The organism is Variovorax paradoxus B4 (genome assembly GCF_000463015.1).
Lineage (GTDB): Bacteria > Pseudomonadota > Gammaproteobacteria > Burkholderiales > Burkholderiaceae_C > Variovorax > Variovorax paradoxus_E.
Genome location: NC_022247.1, coordinates 3,337,449 through 3,354,299, shown reverse-complemented (window position 1 = coordinate 3,354,299; position 16,851 = coordinate 3,337,449). Strand labels below are relative to the sequence as shown.

Below are 16,851 nucleotides of genomic sequence, written 5' to 3'. Positions count from 1 at the left end.
CTTTAGTCTTTGGTCAGGTAGCCAGCAATTTCGAGGCCGTAGCCCGCGGCCATGCTCGGCATGCGGCGGGGCGTGCCGAGCAGGTTCATCTTGTGCACGCCGCATTCGCGCAGGATCTGCGCGCCGATGCCGTAGCTGCGCAGGTCCATGCGGCCGCGCTCGGGCGCCTGCGCGGGCCGTGCGGTGCCGTCGAATTGCGCGAGCAGTTCGCCAGCCGTTTCGCCGCAATTGAGCAGCACGGCCACGCCCTTGCCCTCGTTAGCGATGTGGGCGAGGCTGGCGTCCAGGCTCCACGAGTGCAGCGAGCGGTTGATCTCGAGCGCGTCGAGCACCGAAAGCGGCTCGTGCACGCGAACCGACACCGTGTCTTCCGGCGCCCACTGGCCGCGCACCAGCGCAAGGTGCACGCCACGGCTCGGCTTGTCGGTGAAGGCATGGGCGGTGAAGCTGCCCCAAGCGGTCTGGATTTCGCGGCAGCCGACCTTTTCAACCAGCGATTCGACGCGGCTGCGATGTTCGATGAGCGCGGCAATGGTGCCGATCTTGAGTCCATGCTCGGCGGCAAAGACCTGCAGGTCGGGCAGGCGGGCCATGGTGCCGTCTTCGTTCATCACCTCGCAGATCACCGAGGCGGGCGAGCAGCCGGCCATCGCGGCCAGGTCGCAGCCGGCTTCGGTATGGCCGGCGCGCATCAGCACGCCGCCGTCCACCGCCTGCAGCGGAAAGATGTGGCCGGGCTGCACCAGGTCGCTGGCCACGGCGTTGCGCGCCACGGCCGCCTGCACGGTGCGGGCGCGGTCGGCGGCCGAGATGCCGGTGGTCACGCCTTCGGCCGCCTCGATGGAGACGGTGAAGGCCGTCGAATGCTTGGCACCGTTGCGCGACACCATGGGCGGCAACTGCAGCCGCTCGCACATCTCGCGCGAGAGCGTGAGGCAGATCAGGCCGCGGGCATGGCGCGCCATGAAATTGATGGCCTCGGGCGTGATGTGGTCGGCCGCAATGACGATGTCGCCTTCGTTCTCGCGGTCTTCCTCGTCCACCAGGATCACCATGCGGCCGGCAGCGAGCTCGGCCACGATCTCCTCGACAGAGGAAATCGGCGCGGGCGCCCGCGTGCTGCGGGGAGCGCCGATGGGCGTGACGGAAGCGTTCATTCGGCGGTGTCCTTGGAATATGTGGAAGAGGGCGGCACCAGAACGCCGGCCTGAAGCATGCGCTCCACGTAGCGCGCCACGGTATCGATTTCGAGATTGACCTTGGAGCCGGCCTGCAGGCTGCCCAGCGAGGTGTTTTCGACGGTGTGCGGGATCAGGTTGATGCTGATCTCCGCGTCGCCTTCGATGTCGCTCACGCTGTTGACGGTGAGGCTCACGCCATTGATCGTGATGGAGCCCTTGTAGGCCAGGAAGCGCGCGAGCGCGGGCGGGGCCATCACGCGCAGCTCCCAGCTTTCGCCGATCGGCGCGAAGTGGCTGACCGTGCCGATGCCGTCCACATGGCCGGAGACGATGTGGCCGCCCAATCGGTCGCTGGCGCGCAGCGCCTTCTCGAGGTTGATGCGGGCGCCTTCCTCGGTCAGCCCTGCGGTCTTGTCGAGCGATTCGGCCGAGATGTCGATGGTGAACTGCTGCCGGGCGGGGTCGAGCGTGGTCACGGTCATGCATGCGCCGTTGAGCGCAATGCTGTCGCCGAGCCCGACGTCGTCGAGATAGCCGTCGGGCACCGCAATGCCGAGTCTTTTGCCGTAGGAGGAGGAGGAGGGGCCGAGGTCGTGGATGGCGGCGATGCGCCCCACGCCGGTGATGATTCCGGTGAACATCCACGCATTTTCGCAGACATCCTGGGTCCGCCCGGCAGGGGCCTGCATTCGCCCGCTAGAAAGCGTCCCTTCCAGCGACCCGGGCCACGATCCGGAGGTCCGGCCCGATCCGCTCGACGGTCCTGAATTCCAGCGGCAGGGCGCCGGCCAGGTCGGCCAGCGGCCCGCCGGTATGAATGCCGGAAGCCATGTCGAGCCCGTCGCCGATGAGCTTCGGCGCCAGGTACACCAGCAGCTCGTCGACCAGGCCCTCGCGCAGCAGCGAGCCATTGAGCTTGTGCCCGGCCTCGACGTGGAGCTCGTTCACCTCGCGCCGGGCGAGATCCCGCAGCATCGCCGCGAGGTCGACCTTGCCCTGAGCATTGGGCATAAAGGTGATGCTGGCGCCGCGCGCTTCCAGCGCCGCGGCCTTGGCGCCGTCCTGCGCCGCGGCGTAGATCCAGACGGGCCGGCCGGCCATGAAGATCTGCGCGCCGGGCGGGGTCTGCAATTGGCTGTCGACCACCACCACGTGCGGCTGGCGGCTGGTTTGCACCAACCGCACGTCGAGCCGGGGGTCGTCCTCCAGCACCGTGCCCACGCCGGTCAGCACCGCGCTGGCCCGGGCTCGCCAGGCGTGGCCGTCGGTGCGCGCCGGTTCCGAGGTGATCCATTGGCTCACGCCGTTGCGCAGGCCGGTCTTGCCGTCCAGCGAGGCGGCGGCCTTGAGCCGCACCCAGGGCGTCTTGCGGACCATGCGGCTGAAAAAGCCGATGTTGAGCTCGCGTGCTTCCTCCGCGCCCGGCCCCACCTCGACCGCCACGCCCGCGGCGCGCAGCCGCTCGAAGCCCTGGCCGGCAACCAGTGGGTTGGGATCGGCCATCGACGCCACCACCCGGCCGATGCCCGTCGCCGCCAGCGCATCGCAGCAGGGGCCGGTGCGGCCGTGGTGCGCGCAGGGCTCGAGCGTGACGAAGGCGGTGGCGCCGGCGACCGAAAAGCCCCGCGCCGCGGCATCGCGCAGCGCCATGACCTCGGCATGCGGGCCGCCGACCTGCTGGGTGCGGCCCTGGCCGATCACCGCGCCATTCGCGTCCACCAGCACGCAGCCGACGCGCGGATTGGGGTCGGTCTCCGGTCCGGCCTGGCGCGCGAGGTCCAGGGCCTGGGCCATGAAATTCACAACTTTATTTGCATTTGTCATTTTTTATTAAATCAAATCTATTTGGAAATCAATTCGAAAGCAATTGAGGCCAATGATCCATTGATCTGTTTATTTCGACCGTTCGTCGTTCAGTAGGTGGTCAATAAGAATTCGCCAAATAGAATTTTTGAAAAATTGCAATCAGGGAGAAAACGTCCACCGCTCCAGCCACTTCGGCGAGGCGGCGGACGGTACAACAATGAAAAACGGATTCTGCGCGTCCGCGAGGGCGCATTCCCGTCGAAGCGGAGCCCCATGCGGCTTCACGCTCGTCGAAATGATGGTCGTCATCGTACTGATGGCCATCCTGTTGGCACTGGCGCTGCCCAGCTTCAACAGCCTGATCGAGAAGTACCGCGTCGAGGGCATGGTTTCGGCCTTGATGGCGAGCGTGAGCCACGCCCGCGCAGAAGCGGCTCGGCGCGGGCAGGCCGTGACCATTTGGCAGCGCGCGGAGTGCAGCGGCGCAGACTGGAGTTGCGGCTGGGAAACAGTGGTCGGCAGCGGCGACGGGTTCGAAATCCTGCAGCGGCAAGACCCCGACACGCGCGTTGCGATCGAGAAAAGCGCGGTCGGGTCCATGGCTTTCGATCCCATGGGCCATTTTTCGAGCGTCGCCCGCATCAGCTTCCGTGCGGTGGGAAGCGCCAGTTCATCCAGCGACCCTGCCGTGTGCCTGTCGCTCGGCTGGCGCGTCCGGCGGTGCTGAGGGGAGGAGCGGAACGTGCCGAGCAATCCGATTCGCGCGCCGCGCGGCCAAGCGGGCTTCTCGATGATCGAGGCCCTGGTGGCCATTCTCGTGCTCTCGTTCGGCCTGCTCGCGCTGGCCGGCTTCCAGTTGCGCGTGCTTTCCGACAGCGTGGGCGCGAGCAACCAGAACATCGCCGCGCAGCTGGCCGGCGACATGGCCGATCGCATCCGTGCGAATCCCATGAGCGGCGCCGCGTCGGCCAGCCCCTATGTGGCCGACTGGGCGGCGGCGGACGCCACCGAACCCACCCGCTCGTGCGCGGGGGCCAAGGCCAGTTGCACCGCCGCTCAACTGGCCGCCCACGATCTGTGGACCTGGAAGCACAGGGTGGCAGGTGCGTTGCCGGGCGGCGTGGCCGACGTGCAGAGCAACAAGGACGTCGGCGGCTTGCTGTTCGTGCACATCGCCTGGGACGAGCCCGCTGCAGTCAACCCGATCGCACCCGATTCGGCCTGGAGCTGCCCGACCGGCAAGGCCTGCCAGGAAGCCGTCGTTGCGGTGCCCCAACCATGAACAACAAAGCCATCTCTCACCGCCTGCGCCAGGCCGGCTTCACGCTGGTCGAAGTCCTCGTCGCGCTGATCATCGGCATGCTGGTGGCGCTGGCCGCCATGGCCAGCATGCTCGGCACGCGCAGCACCGCCATGACGGGCGACGACGTCAATGCGCTGCACCAGTCGTCGGCGCTGGCATTCAGGCTGCTGGGCCAGCAGATCCGGCAGGCCGGCTACTTCCCGATCGATGCCACCGGGCCGCTGTACTACTTCGACGTCAATGCGAACCCCAAGCTCGCGAACGAGCCGGCCTTCTTCGCGATCAAGGGGCAGGAGGCGGCCGCCGGTTCAGTGAACGACACGCTGAAGGTCGGCTTTGCGCCGAACCCGGATTATTTCCACGACTGCCTCGGCCAGGTGGCCAAGAACTCGGCGGGCGCAGCGTACTCCCCCGGCAATCCCGCGGACCCCGCGAACGTGCGCCTGATCACCAGCGAGTTCTACGTGGTCAACGGCGCCTTGCGGTGCAAGGGCAGCGGTCATACCACGCCGCAGCCGATCATCGACGGCGTCGAGCGCTTCGATGTCATGTACGGCATCGGCGATGCCGGAACTGAACGGGTGGTGCGCTACGTGACGGCCACGAACGTGGCGAGCTTCGATCAGGTTCGCACGGTGCGCGTGTGCCTGCAGCTTGCGGGTATTTCCAGGAGCAACCCGGGCGGCAGCTACGTCGACTGCGATGGCTCGTCGCAGACCAGCAGCGACGGCAGGCTGCGCCGTGTCTACACGGCGGTGTTCGCACTGCGCAATCTATGAAGCACATTCAGATTCCCAGCAGATGCTCGGCGCAGCACCGAGGGTTCTCGCTGTTCATCGTGCTCATCATGCTGCTGCTCTCGGCGCTGCTCGCGGTGGGCGGTGCGCGGACGGCCCAACTGCTCGAATCGATGGCGGGCAATCAGCGTGATTACCAGCGCGCATTCGAAGCCGCCGAAGCCGCACTGCTGGATGCCGAGCGCGACATTCGGCAGCAGGCCTTCGATGCCGCGACCCAGACCTACGTGGCGTGCTCCGCGCTCGTGAGCTCACCTTGCCGCAAGGCCGCGGACACCCGCGTGTTTCCCGACCGGGATACCGGCTGGGTGACCGCCTACGTGGGCAAGGGCGCCAACAGCTGCGAGCGTGGCATCTGCTACTTCGCCGGGACCGACTCCGTGAGTGCCGCTTCGGGCAGCGAGGCCTACCGGTTCTGGACCCGCGCCGCGTACGTGGACCAGTACGCCAGGTACGGCGAATTCACGGGCGCGCCGACGGCCGGCAATCCAGCCCTGGCCAGCGCCATGTACTGGATCGAGGTGATCGACCGCGCGCGCAGCGACGAGCCCTTGTACCGGATCACCGCGCTGTCCACCGGCGCGCGCACCGCAAGCACGGGTGGCGGCACGCGGGTCCTGTTGCAGATGTCCTTCGACCCGGCCGCGGTCAGGAAAGTGAATTGAGCATGGCGGGAAGAATAGATATGAACATCCACAGGTTTTCGAGGAACGCCGTGCTGTGCGGCCTGGTGCTGGCGCAGACCGCCGGGCACGCTGCGCAATATCCGCTGGCTCAGGCGCCGCGCAACACCGCGGTCAAGGAGCCGGCGCCGAATGTGATCGTGTCGGTCGACAACTCGGGCAGCATGGCGTGGTCGTCGCGGGCGTCGGAAGGAAAGGACCCGTCAGCCGGAACACCCACGCGGCTGGAAGCGTTGAAGACCGCGCTCAGGGACAACTTCTCGGCGGCCAATATTTCCAACGATCGGATTCGCCTTTCCTGGCAGGCGATGAACAACAACAAGAACGGCAAGAACGGCAACTGTGTCGGCTTTTTCGGCGACAGCGCAGCTGGGACCTACCAGGCCGGCCGTTGCCTCGTCAACGGCCGAGCCAATGCGAACCTGATGCGCTCGCTGGATGACACGCACCGCGCCAATTTCATGAGCTGGGTCGATGCCCTGGCCGCGGAAGGTGGAACACCCTTGCACGCCATGATGACCCGCGCCGGCGAATACATGAAGACGACAGGCCAGTTCAATCCCTATTCGGACGACCCGGGCGTAGAGGGCGCCACTCAATCGAGTTGCCGCAAGTCCTTCCATATCTTCATGACCGACGGCGACTACAACCTGTTTGGATTCAAGCCGGAACCCGCGGCACTCGGCATGCCGGCCATCGGCAATGCGGATGGAGCGAGTCGCGCCTTGCCCGATGCCGTGGCCTACGTGCCGCGCGCTCCCTACAAGGACGACGCAGGTGCGGCCAACAACAGCTGGGAGAAAGACGCCTCTGGCTGGTGGCCGAAGGCGGAATACTGGCCCACACTCGCCGACATGGCCTTTCATTACTGGGCCAGCGACCTGCAACCCGCCGTGTCGAACAACCTCAAGAAGGTCGTTGCCGAGCCCGGCGACGTGACCGTGGGAACGGCGACGGTCCCCGAGTACTGGAACCCCAGGAACGATCCCGCCACCTGGCAACACCTGAACACCTACACCATCGGCTTTGGCGCTGCCTCGTCGTGGACGGGCGTGCCGGCCGTTTCGGCGGACGCGTCGCAACCGACCTACAGCGGGGACTATGCGCGCTTGGTCGATGGCTCGATCGCCCTGGAAGGATCCGCTGGCGAGCACCTTGGCGGCAACGGGGAGATGGCATTCCGCAAGCGGCGCCTACGGTTATTACCACGAGCTCACCGCCAACGCCTCCGCCGTTCGCATGGACCTCTGGCACGCCGCGCTCAACAGCCGAGGCACCTTCACGCCGGCCGCGAACGCGCAGGCGCTCGGCGATGCCTTCCGATCCATCCTCTCGCAGATCCTTTTCAACACCAGCACCCCGCTGACCTCGATCTCGGGCAGCGGCTCCAGGGCGTCGAGCGCCACCTCGGCCTACCAGGGTGGCTACGACACGGCCGATTGGTCGGGCAAGGTGATCGCCACGCTGTTCGGCAGTAAGGGCAAGCTGGCCGCCACGCCCGCATGGTCGGCGCGCGAGCTGCTCGATATGCGGATGGCGGTGGCCGGCGCGCGCGACAGCGATCGCAAGGTGCTGAGCTTTTCGGGCTCCACCGCAGCAACGGCCACCAGCGCCGCGGCCGCAGGTGCCGGGGTGCCGTTCCGATGGGCCAGCCTGAGCGATGCGCAGAAGGCGGCGCTCAGGGGCAGCACCGGTACCGACACCGCGAGCACTGCGCTGGGCCAGGGCGTGCTCGACTTCCTGCGCGGCGATCGCAGCAACGAGGGCGCCGGCCTCGGCCTGCGCAAGCGCGGCCATGTGCTGGGCGACATCGTGGGCTCCAGCGTCCGGTACGTGGGGCGGCCCAGCAGCGGTTTCACCCATGAAGGCTACGCCGCATTCGCCTCGACCATCGACCGCACGCCGATGGTCTATGTCGGTGCCAACGACGGCATGCTGCATGCCTTCAACGCGGGCACCGGCCAGGAGGCGTTCGCCTATGTGCCCGCAGGCGTCTATGGCACGGCGGCGGCGCCCCAACTCAAGAAGCTCAGCGAAAGCACCTACTCGCACAGGTACTACGTCGACGGCAGCCCGTTCGTGGCCGACATCTACATGGGTTCGGCCGCCAACGCTACGGCCACCAATACCGAGAAGGCGGCGCTGTGGAGGTCCTTCCTCGTGGGCACGCTGGGGGCGGGCGGCAAGGGCTACTTCGTGCTCGACGTCACCAAGCCCGAGAATATCGGCGAGACCAACGCCGCCGACGTGGCCGTGATCGATACGACCGCGCTCGCCGACGACGACCTCGGCCATCAGTTCCAGCAACCCGTGCTCGATTCCTTTTCCAGGCGCGCGCTGCAGGTGGCACCGCTCAACAACGGCCGCAGGGCCGTGATCCTGGGCAACGGCTACAACAGCACGAGCGAGAAGGCGATGCTGTGGATCCAGTACCTCGACGGCGACAAGTCCGTGCTGAAGATTCCCGCGCCCGCCACGCAGTCGGCCGGCACCGGCAACGGGCTGTCGGCGCCGCAGGTCGTGGACCGCAACGGCGACGGCAAGGTCGACTACGTCTATGCCGGCGACCTGCTCGGCAACCTCTGGAAGTTCGACCTGAGCAGCGGCAAGAGCAGCGACTGGAAGGCCACCCTGGGCTCCGGCGCCACCGCATCGAGCCTGGACGGCGCGCCGCTGTTCGCCGCTGGCGCCACGCAGCCGATCACGGCCGCACCGCTGGTCGTCGACCATCCGCGCGGCGGCTACATGGTGATGTTCGGCACCGGCCGGCTGTTTGCCTCCGGCGACGAAAGCAGCAGCGCCAAGCAGTACCTGTACGGCGTCTGGGACCGCGCCAACGGCAGCACCGGCACCGCGCCGCTGGCCGACCTGGTGGCGCAGACCATCGGGACCGGCACGGTGAAAGAAGGCGACGTGGAATTCCGCACTGCGTCGAGCCACGGCGTGAGCTACAGCGGCTCGGGCGGCAAGCGCGGCTGGTACCTGGAACTGGGAACCGCCCGGGAGCGCATCGTTTATCCGGGCGATGCGCTGAGCGGCAGCGCAGGGCTGTTCTCGTCCACCATTCCCGGCTCGGCGAGCAATTCGCTCGACTGCGCGCCGGGCACCAGTGACGACGGTTGGTCGATGGTGATCGACTTCTTCAGCGGCGTCGTCCCCGACGGCATCGCCTACAACGGGTCCACCAGCGTGCTGGGCAGCTACCTCGGCTTCCGGAACCATTCAGGCCGGGACGACATCGTCTTTCGGCCGCAGAACGCCGCGGAAAAAGGCAAGCACGTGATCTGCAATGCGGCCGGCGGCTGCAACGAGACCGAGCTGCCGCAAGCCGTGCGCCGTTTCGGCTGGCGCAACCTGATCTCGTCGAATTGATGACCGCGCAGCGCGCCCAAGCCATGAACAAATATCCCGACGCGCAGACCCACAAAGGCCAGATGCGTTCGCGCGGCTTCACGCTGGTCGAACTCATGATCGTGACGGCGGTGATCGCCATCCTGGCCGCGATCGCCTATCCGAGCTACATGCGCTACGTGTTGCGGGCCAAGCGGGCCGATGCCAAGCAGCAACTGCTGCAGGCGGCCCAATGGACCGAGCGCTACCTGACGGCCAACGGCCAGTATCCGCCGTCGACCGTTGCGCTGCCGGCCGGGCCGAACCAGTCGCCATCGTCCGGCACGGCCAGCTACGCCATCAGCTATGCGGCAAGAACCGCGACCACCTACACGCTGCGGGCCGAGCCGAAGGGCGCCTCGGCCGCCGACGAGTGCGGAATACTCACGGTGAACCAGCAGGGCGTCAAGCTGGCGGCCGGCCTGACCAGCGCGTCGAATGCGCTGGTGCAGGCCTGCTGGAACCGCTGAGCGCGGGCTTCCTCTTCAGATGTCGCGCAGCAGCTGCCGGAACTCGTCCACGTCCTCGAAGCTGCGGTACACCGAGGCAAAGCGCACGTACGCCACCTTGTCGAGCTTTTTCAGTTCGCGCATCACGAGTTCGCCCACCTTGGTCGAATCGATTTCGCGCAGGCCGCTGGCCAAAAGCTTCTGCTCGATGCGCAGCAGGGCGTTGTCGATCTGCTCGATGCTGACCGGCCGCTTGCGCAGCGCCAGCATCATCGAGGCGCGGACCTTGCCCGATTCGAAGTCGGCGCGGCTGCCGTCCTTCTTGACGACCACCGGAAAGTTGACGTCCGGCCGCTCATAGGTGGTGAAGCGCTTGTCGCAGGCGCTGCACTGGCGGCGCCTGCGCACGAAGTCGGCGTCTTCCGAAACGCGGGTCTCGACAACCTGCGTTTCGAGATGACCGCAAAAAGGGCATTTCATGCGGCCGCGTTTTCTTCGGAATCAGCGGTAGACCGGGAACCGGCTTGTCAGCGCGTGGACCTTGGCGCGGACCGCATCGATGTTGGCGGCGTCGCGCGGGTTCTCTAGCACGTCGGCGATCAGGTTCGCGGTGATGCGCGCCTCTTCGTCCTTGAAGCCGCGCGTGGTCATGGCGGGGGTGCCGATGCGCACGCCGCTGGTCACCATCGGCTTTTCAGGGTCGTTCGGGATCGCGTTCTTGTTGATCGTCATGTGGGCGCTGCCCAGCACGGCTTCGGCTTCCTTGCCGGTGATGCCCTTGGCGCGCAAATCGACCAGCATCACGTGGCTTTCGGTGCGTCCGCTCACGATGCGCAGGCCGCGCTCGGTGAGGGTGTCGGCCACGATCTGGGCGTTCTTGACCACCTGCTGCTGGTAGGCCTTGAACTCGGGCGCCATGGCTTCCTTGAACGCGACGGCCTTGGCGGCGATCACGTGCATCAGCGGGCCGCCTTGCAGGCCCGGGAAGATCGCACTGTTGATGGCTTTCTCATGCTGCGACTTCATCAAAATGATGCCGCCGCGCGGGCCGCGCAGGCTCTTGTGGGTGGTGGATGTGACCACGTCGGCATGCGGCACCGGGTTGGGGTACACGCCCGCGGCCACCAGGCCGGCGTAGTGGGCGATGTCGACCATGAAGATCGCGCCCACGTCCTTGGCCACCTTGGCAAAGCGCTCGAAGTCGATGCGCAGCGAGTAGGCCGAGGCGCCCGCGATGATCAGCTTGGGCATGTGCTCGTGCGCCTTGCGTTCCATCGCGTCGTAGTCGATGGCTTCGTTGGCGTCCAGGCCGTAGCTCACCACGTTGAACCACTTGCCGCTCATGTTGAGGGGCATGCCGTGAGTCAGGTGGCCGCCTTCGGCCAGGCTCATGCCCATGATGGTGTCGCCGGGCTTCAGGAAGGCCAGCATCACGGCCTCGTTGGCCGAGGCGCCGCAGTGCGGCTGCACGTTGGCGGCGTCGGCGCCGAAGATCTGCTTGACGCGGTCGATGGCCAGTTGCTCGGCCACGTCGACGTACTCGCAGCCGCCGTAGTAGCGCTTGCCCGGGTAACCTTCGGCGTATTTGTTGGTGAGCTGCGAACCCTGGGCGGCCATGACGGCCGGCGAAGCGTAGTTTTCGCTCGCGATCAGTTCGATGTGGTGTTCCTGGCGCGCGTTTTCGGCCTGGATGGCAGCCCAGATTTCGGGATCGGTCTGTTCGACCAGGATATTGCGGTTGTACATGGCAGTCCTTTGAAGACGAGGTCCTTGTTCTTCAACCAAACAAGGGCTGCCCAGGCGAACGGCTGAACGCCTGTATGGATGCCAGGCGGTACGCTTCCCAGTGGTATTCCACGTCAGCGCGTGGCACCGTGGGGGGTGCTGCGCCTATCGCCAGTCGCGTACGGGGTGAAGTGTAGCGCAGGGCCTCAGGAAACTTCCGAAAGCAGGGCCACTTTCTGCGGGTCGGCTGCCGGTTCGGCAGCCTGTTGCGGCTTGGGCGGCGTCGCGACGGGAATAGGCTGTGCGCGCACGACCGGTGCCGGTGGCACCATCATCGTCGGGGGATTGCGGCCGTTGGCCACCTGCACCAGCCGTTCGTGCTCGGCCAGGACCTTGCCCGCATAGCCCCCGTCGTCCTCGAGGTTGGCAGCGCCCACGTAGTAGCGCAGGCCGCCTTCGAGCGATCCGGCGCGGGCGATGCATTCCTGCAGCACCTTCACGCCAACGCGCATGTTGGTCACGGGGTCGAAGGCGGTGAGCGTGCCGCCCGCGCTTTCGTACTTGTCGCCGTGCACGCGCGTCATGACCTGCATCAGGCCTTGTGCACCCACATGGCTCTGGGCGAACGGATTGAAGCTCGATTCGACGGCCATGATGGCAAGGATCAGCGTCGGGTCGAGCTTGGTTCGCTTGCCCAGGTGGTACGCTTCTGCAACCAGAACGCTCAGCGGTTCGGCCGCCACGCGGTACTTCTTGCTGAGCCAATAGGCCACGGCAGCCTGCTGCTTGGGCAGGTCGCCGGGGCTCGCGGCCGTGGTGCGCACGATGGCGGTCGGCTCCAGGTCGGTGGCTTCGGGCGCGGGCTTGCGCGACTGCAGCCAGCCCATGAGCTGTTCCTCGCCGGTCTTGCGCAGGTCGGGCCGCGCCACCAGGGCGAGGGCCGCGAACACGATGGCCAGGCCAACCAGCGCAAACCCGTTGTGGGTGATTTCAAAAAAGCCGTCTGCCACATCGGACACAAAGGTCCTCAGCCCGCGGGCCGTGGCATCAAACGCCTTGTTCATCGCTCTTCCTTTCTGTGCGGCACCTGGTCGCAGCGCCGGTGAGGCGATGGATGAAGGCAGCGGCGCTTGGATTGGTACGAATCAGGCTCCGCGCATGGAGGGGTAGGGTGGGAGCGCGGTGGCCTGATCAAGCCGGGGGAACTCGGCAGCGGATTCAGGTGGCCCCTGCTGGGTCTGGGGCAGCCAGGGGCAGGCGGGATTCTAGCGCGGCTAAATACTCGGTCAAGTATAAGAAGCTATTTCCTTATTCCATTACATATTTAAACAAAGTCTCAGGGAAATCCCTTGGGAGAGGGCATTGCAATGCCGGGGTGGGGCGCCTAATCTGAACACGCCTGAGTTCTCAGGCGGTTTTCCGAAATCCGGCAGCCCGAGGTGCAAGTCAAGGGCTGGAACGATGGAGGATCCATGGTGGCAATCTCTTGCTGCCAGCACGGCAGGAACCATTGACTTCCGGTCGCGCGAAGCGATGGCATGGGTTTTGTGCCCGCCATCAAGCCCGGCAATGAGACTTTTCGTCGAATTGCCGGGCTTTCTTGTTTCCGGCTCCGTGCTTCTTTGCGGCACACTCCCGCGATGGATGTAGCTTCCCTCAAACAAAATAGATGGGTGCGACGCGGGATCGTCGCCGTGCTTGTTCTTCTGGGGCTCTGGGCCCTTGCCTGGCTGGCGGTACCGCCCATTGCCAAGAGCCAGATCCAGAAGATTGCGAGCGAGAAGCTTGGCCGGCAGGTCACCGTCGGCAAGATCGACTTCAAGCCCTGGACCCTCGAGCTCGCGCTGAACGACCTGCGCATTGCCACGGCCGACGGCAGCGGGCCCCAGGTGGCGGTCAAGCGCATCTATGCCGATGCCGAACTTCAATCGATCCTGCGCCTGGCGCCGGTGATCGATGCGGTGACGGTCGAGGCGCCGGCCATCCTGCTCACGCACCTCGCGGATGGCAAGTACGACATCGACGACATCCTGGCCAAGCTCGCCGCCGGCCCGCCGCCCGATCCCAAGGCCGAGCCGGCGCGTTTTGCGATCTACAACATCTCGATCAAGGACGGCGCCGTCGATTTCGACGACCAGACCGTCAAGCGCAAGCACGAACTGCGCGACTTCGTGCTCAGCGTGCCATTCCTGAGCAATCTGGCCTCCAAGCGCGACATCAACACCGAGCCCAAGCTGGCTTTCGCGCTCAACGGCAGCAAGTTCGATTCGGCGGCGCTCACCACGCCGTTCGCCGAAAGCCGCAAGACCGACGCCCACGTGCAGTTCAAGGGGCTCGACCTGGTGCCCTACCTGGGCTATATCCCGGGCGGCCTGCCGGTGAAGCTGCAGGCGGGCAGCCTGGATGCCGACCTGAAGATCGATTTCGAGCGAGCCGCCACCGCCGGCCTCAAGATCACCGGCACCGTCGAGGCGCACAAGGCCAAGCTCGGCGACGCCAGGGGCCGGGACCTGCTGGGCTTCGATTCGCTCAAGCTGGCGCTGGCCGACGTGCGGCCGCTGGAGTCGGTGTTTCACATGAGCGAGGTGGCGCTGGCCAATCCGCAGCTTGCGGTCGCGCGCGATGCCAAGGGCCAGCTGAACTTGCTGGCCACCGATCCGGCCACCGGAGCGGCAGAGAAGGTGGCGCAAGCCCCTGCCGCCGCCGCAAGCGCGCCGGATGGCAAGGCCCCGGAAAAGCCGAAGCTGAAGGTTCGGGTCGACAAGGTGGCCCTGAGCGGCGGGCGCATCGGATGGCGCGACGAAACCGTTCAGCCGGCCGCGGCCATCGAGACAACCGCGCTCGGCCTCGATCTGACCGAGCTCACCTGGCCCATGGAGAAGCCGGCCCGGTTCAGCGGCAGCACCGCCATTGCCGGCGCCACGCTCAAGTTCCAGGGCAACGCCACCGACAAGGCGGCCGAGGTGCAGACCGAGGTCGACGCGCTGCCGCTGTCGCTGGCGGCACCCTACCTGGCGCAGAGCCTGGAGCCCACGCTCGACGGCAAGCTCAGCGGCCAGGTCGAGGTCGCCTGGGCCCAGCCCGATCTGCGCTTCAAGGCGCGGCGCGTGGCCATCGACGGCCTGGCGCTCACCCAGGCGAAGACCGCGCTGGCAAGCGTCGGGCGCTTCGAGCTGGTCGATGCCGAGGTCGACATGACCAAGCACACGCTGAACGTGGCCTCGTTCACCGCCACCAATCCGAAGGTGCAGGTCGAGCGCGACAGCGAAAAGCGCTGGATGTTCGAGCGCTGGCTCAAGACACCGGCCGGCGGCGGCGCAACGGCGCAGGCCAAGGCGGCCGCGCCCAAGCCCGCAGGCTCGGGCCCCGAAGCGGCGCCGCCCGGCGCCAACACCACGCCTTGGGCATTGACCATCGGCACCCTGGCGGTCGACAACGGCACGCTTTCCTATGCCGACAAGGCCAGCGCCACGCCGGTGGCCGTCGAGATCACGGCGCTCAGCCTGAAGGCCCAGAAGATCGCGCCCGAAACCAGCACGGTCTCGCCTTTGCAGGTCTCGGGGCGCATCGGTTCCCGGCGTTCGGAGCCGGGCCGTTTCGACTACAAGGGCAACGTGGTGCTCAAGCCGCTCTCGGCCGAGGGCCGGCTCGAAGTGGCCTCGTTCCCGGCCCATGCCTTCAAGGCCTACTATGCCGACGCGCTCAACGTCGACATTCGCCGCGCCTTTGCCAGCTACAAAGGGACCGTGCGCTACGCGAGCGCGCCGGCCGGCATGACGATCAAGCTGGCCGGGGACACGGCGCTGGACGACTTCCGCGCCAACAGCATCTCGCTGACCCAGTCGCCGGGCTTCGACCGCAATACCAACCAGCTGCTGAGCTGGAAGACCCTGAGCCTGCGCGGCCTGCAGGTGAGCATGGCGCCCAATGCGGCGCCGGCGGTGGACGTGCGGGAAACCACGCTGACCGATTTCTTCGCCCGCGTGATCGTCGACCCCACCGGCCGGCTCAACCTGGTGAACCTCACCAAGAAGGGCGAGGCGGATGCCAACGCCGCCGCCGCGGCAAGCGCGGAGGTCAAGTCCCGCCGGAGCCTCGGCGGAACCACCACCACGACACGGGGCGGGCAGCAGCAGGGCGGCGCGCCGGTGTCGGCCGAGGCCATGGTCGGCGGCGGTCCCGAGCCGGCAAAGCCGGCCGCGGCGCCCGTCGCAACCGCGCAGGCCGAGGCCGATTCAGGACCCAAGCCGGTCATCAATTTCGGCCCGATGAGCCTGGTCAACGGCAGGGTCGATTTCACCGACCTGTTCGTGAAGCCCAACTATTCGGCCGACCTGAGCGAGCTGACCGGCAAGCTCAGTTCCTTCTCGTCGAACCCGCCCAAGGGCGAGGGCGGCCGCCCCGCGCTGGCCGACCTGGAACTGCGCGGCAAGGCGCAGCAGACCGCCGCGCTGGAAATCACCGGCAAGCTCAACCCGCTGGTCAAGCCGCTCGAACTCGACATCACCGCCAAGATGCGCGATCTCGACCTGGCTCCGCTGTCGCCGTACTCGGTGCGCTATGCCGGCCACGGCATCGAGCGCGGCAAGATGAGCATGGACGTCAACTACAAGATCGCGCCCGATGGCCAGCTCACGGCCACCAACAAGCTGGTGCTCAATCAACTGCAGTTCGGCGATGAAGTGCAGGGCGCTCCCAACAGCCTGCCGGTGCGGCTCGCGGTGGCCCTGCTGGCCGACCGCAACGGCGTGATCGACGTGGACCTGCCGCTCAGGGGCTCGCTCAACGATCCGCAGTTCAGCATCGGCCCGCTGATCTTCAAGGCGGTGGTCAACCTGATCGTCAAGGCCGTGACCTCGCCGTTCAGCCTGCTGACCGGCGGACTCGGCGGGGGCAGCGGCGAGTCGAGCACCATCACCTTCGAGCCCGGAAGTTCAGTGCTCAGTGGTGCCGCCAAGGAGAGCCTGGACAAGGTCGTCAAGGCCCTGACCGACCGTCCGACCCTGCAGATGACGGTGGTCGGCACGGCCAGCCTCGAGCGGGAGCGCGACGCCTACCAGCGCCAGCGCCTGCGCCAACTCGCCCAGGCCGAGAAGCGGCGCGTGGCGGTGCGCGGCGGCCAGGAGGGCACCAATGTGCCGCCGGTGACCGATGCCGAATACCCCGAGCTGCTGACCGCCGTGTACAAGCGCGCGGACATCACCAAGCCGCGCAACATGGTCGGACTGGCCAAGGACCTGCCGGTGAAGGAAATGGAAAACCTGCTGCTCGCGAGCATTCCGGTCGACGAGGAGTCGATGCGGCAGCTGGCCGTGGAGCGCGGCGCCGTGGTGCGCGACTACCTCCTGGCGCAGAAGCTGCCGAGCGAGCGCCTGTTCCTCGGCGCCGTGAAGACCAAGGCGGGCGATGCCGACTGGAAGCCCGGCGCCGAACTCAACCTGGGCATGAAGTGACGAACGGTCGCTTGGTTTTTCGCACCGCTTCGCTATATATGTAGCCAATCCGTGCCCGCTTCCG

General features: G+C 66.7%; 14 protein-coding genes and 1 riboswitch. Of the genes, 8 read left to right on the top strand and 6 right to left on the bottom strand.

The genetic code is table 11. From position 1 onward, the window contains the following. Window positions 1-2: 2 nt before the first annotated feature. The 3 genes from ribBA to ribD are packed head-to-tail and all read right to left on the bottom strand — an operon-like array spanning window position 3 to window position 3,005. A complete protein-coding gene (gene ribBA, locus VAPA_RS15665; protein ID WP_021007736.1) occupies window positions 3-1,157 on the bottom strand; it encodes a bifunctional 3,4-dihydroxy-2-butanone-4-phosphate synthase/GTP cyclohydrolase II in 1,155 nt (384 codons plus the stop codon). Beyond that, window positions 1,154-1,822, bottom strand: a complete 669-nt coding sequence (locus tag VAPA_RS15660; RefSeq protein ID WP_021007735.1) for a riboflavin synthase — start codon at window positions 1,820-1,822, stop codon at window positions 1,154-1,156. The genes ribBA and VAPA_RS15660 overlap by 4 nt, the downstream gene beginning before the upstream one ends. A 55-nt stretch (window positions 1,823-1,877) precedes the next feature. Then, window positions 1,878-3,005: a bifunctional diaminohydroxyphosphoribosylaminopyrimidine deaminase/5-amino-6-(5-phosphoribosylamino)uracil reductase RibD gene (gene ribD / locus VAPA_RS15655; RefSeq protein WP_041946133.1), complete on the bottom strand. Its 1,128-nt coding sequence runs from the start codon at window positions 3,003-3,005 to the stop codon at window positions 1,878-1,880. 199 nt (window positions 3,006-3,204) lie between these two features. On the opposite strand from ribD, the gene VAPA_RS15650 reads away from it, so the two are divergent. Genes VAPA_RS15650 through VAPA_RS15625 form a run of 7 tightly spaced genes read left to right on the top strand, consistent with a single transcriptional unit; the run spans window position 3,205 to window position 9,630 of the window. Beyond that, entirely contained in the window at window positions 3,205-3,714 is a 510-nt protein-coding gene (locus VAPA_RS15650) for a GspH/FimT family pseudopilin (protein ID WP_021007733.1), read from the top strand. A 15-nt stretch (window positions 3,715-3,729) separates the two neighbouring features. Beyond that, window positions 3,730-4,269 carry a type IV pilus modification protein PilV gene (gene pilV, locus VAPA_RS15645; RefSeq protein WP_021007732.1) on the top strand — a complete coding sequence of 180 codons (540 nt, stop codon included), beginning with the start codon at window positions 3,730-3,732 and terminating at the stop codon, window positions 4,267-4,269. Next, window positions 4,266-5,069 (top strand): PilW family protein, encoded by an 804-nt coding sequence (locus VAPA_RS15640; RefSeq protein ID WP_021007731.1) that lies wholly within the window; start codon window positions 4,266-4,268, stop codon window positions 5,067-5,069. Before pilV ends, VAPA_RS15640 begins: the two co-directional genes overlap by 4 nt. Beyond that, window positions 5,066-5,752, top strand: a complete 687-nt coding sequence (locus tag VAPA_RS15635; RefSeq protein WP_021007730.1) for a PilX N-terminal domain-containing pilus assembly protein — start codon at window positions 5,066-5,068, stop codon at window positions 5,750-5,752. Before VAPA_RS15640 ends, VAPA_RS15635 begins: the two co-directional genes overlap by 4 nt. A 20-nt stretch (window positions 5,753-5,772) precedes the next feature. Next, on the top strand, window positions 5,773-7,248 hold the full coding sequence (locus VAPA_RS35180; RefSeq protein WP_230558876.1) for a hypothetical protein: 1,476 nt from the start codon (window positions 5,773-5,775) through the stop codon (window positions 7,246-7,248). Between the two features lie 49 nt (window positions 7,249-7,297). Beyond that, window positions 7,298-9,142, top strand: a complete 1,845-nt coding sequence (locus tag VAPA_RS35175) for a pilus assembly protein (protein WP_329604099.1) — start codon at window positions 7,298-7,300, stop codon at window positions 9,140-9,142. Window positions 9,143-9,165: 23 nt separating this feature from the next. Then, on the top strand, window positions 9,166-9,630 hold the full coding sequence (locus VAPA_RS15625) for a type IV pilin protein (protein ID WP_051255389.1): 465 nt from the start codon (window positions 9,166-9,168) through the stop codon (window positions 9,628-9,630). Between the two features lie 15 nt (window positions 9,631-9,645). On the opposite strand, the gene nrdR is transcribed toward VAPA_RS15625, so the two are convergent. The 3 genes from nrdR to VAPA_RS15610 all read right to left on the bottom strand — a co-directional run bounded on the left by nrdR (window position 9,646) and on the right by VAPA_RS15610 (window position 12,398). After that, window positions 9,646-10,089, bottom strand: coding sequence for a transcriptional regulator NrdR (gene nrdR / locus VAPA_RS15620; protein WP_012748200.1), 444 nt, complete (start codon window positions 10,087-10,089; stop codon window positions 9,646-9,648). A gap of 21 nt (window positions 10,090-10,110) precedes the next feature. Next, entirely contained in the window at window positions 10,111-11,355 is a 1,245-nt protein-coding gene (gene glyA, locus VAPA_RS15615; protein ID WP_021007728.1) for a serine hydroxymethyltransferase, read from the bottom strand. 41 nt (window positions 11,356-11,396) lie between these two features. Next, window positions 11,397-11,523, bottom strand: a riboswitch (ZMP/ZTP riboswitch). A gap of 17 nt (window positions 11,524-11,540) precedes the next feature. Then, window positions 11,541-12,398 carry a lytic transglycosylase domain-containing protein gene (locus VAPA_RS15610; RefSeq protein WP_021007727.1) on the bottom strand — a complete coding sequence of 286 codons (858 nt, stop codon included), beginning with the start codon at window positions 12,396-12,398 and terminating at the stop codon, window positions 11,541-11,543. A 576-nt stretch (window positions 12,399-12,974) separates the two neighbouring features. Here VAPA_RS15610 and VAPA_RS15605 point away from each other — a divergent pair. Then, the gene (locus tag VAPA_RS15605; protein ID WP_021007726.1) at window positions 12,975-16,787 is read left to right on the top strand and encodes a DUF748 domain-containing protein; all 3,813 of its coding nucleotides are present in this window, start codon (window positions 12,975-12,977) and stop codon (window positions 16,785-16,787) included. Window positions 16,788-16,851: the final 64 nt, after the last annotated feature.

Coding starts and splice junctions, on each gene's coding strand:
- ribBA (WP_021007736.1), bottom strand. CDS start 1,157: ATGAACGCTTCCGTCACGCCCATCGGCGCTCCCCGCAGCACGCGGGCG.
- VAPA_RS15660 (WP_021007735.1), bottom strand. CDS start 1,822: ATGTTCACCGGAATCATCACCGGCGTGGGGCGCATCGCCGCCATCCAC.
- ribD (WP_041946133.1), bottom strand. CDS start 3,005: ATGACAAATGCAAATAAAGTTGTGAATTTCATGGCCCAGGCCCTGGAC.
- VAPA_RS15650 (WP_021007733.1), top strand. CDS start 3,205: ATGAAAAACGGATTCTGCGCGTCCGCGAGGGCGCATTCCCGTCGAAGC.
- VAPA_RS15640 (WP_021007731.1), top strand. CDS start 4,266: ATGAACAACAAAGCCATCTCTCACCGCCTGCGCCAGGCCGGCTTCACG.
- VAPA_RS15635 (WP_021007730.1), top strand. CDS start 5,066: ATGAAGCACATTCAGATTCCCAGCAGATGCTCGGCGCAGCACCGAGGG.
- VAPA_RS35180 (WP_230558876.1), top strand. CDS start 5,773: ATGAACATCCACAGGTTTTCGAGGAACGCCGTGCTGTGCGGCCTGGTG.
- VAPA_RS35175 (WP_329604099.1), top strand. CDS start 7,298: ATGCGGATGGCGGTGGCCGGCGCGCGCGACAGCGATCGCAAGGTGCTG.
- VAPA_RS15625 (WP_051255389.1), top strand. CDS start 9,166: ATGAACAAATATCCCGACGCGCAGACCCACAAAGGCCAGATGCGTTCG.
- nrdR (WP_012748200.1), bottom strand. CDS start 10,089: ATGAAATGCCCTTTTTGCGGTCATCTCGAAACGCAGGTTGTCGAGACC.
- glyA (WP_021007728.1), bottom strand. CDS start 11,355: ATGTACAACCGCAATATCCTGGTCGAACAGACCGATCCCGAAATCTGG.
- VAPA_RS15610 (WP_021007727.1), bottom strand. CDS start 12,398: ATGAACAAGGCGTTTGATGCCACGGCCCGCGGGCTGAGGACCTTTGTG.
- VAPA_RS15605 (WP_021007726.1), top strand. CDS start 12,975: ATGGATGTAGCTTCCCTCAAACAAAATAGATGGGTGCGACGCGGGATC.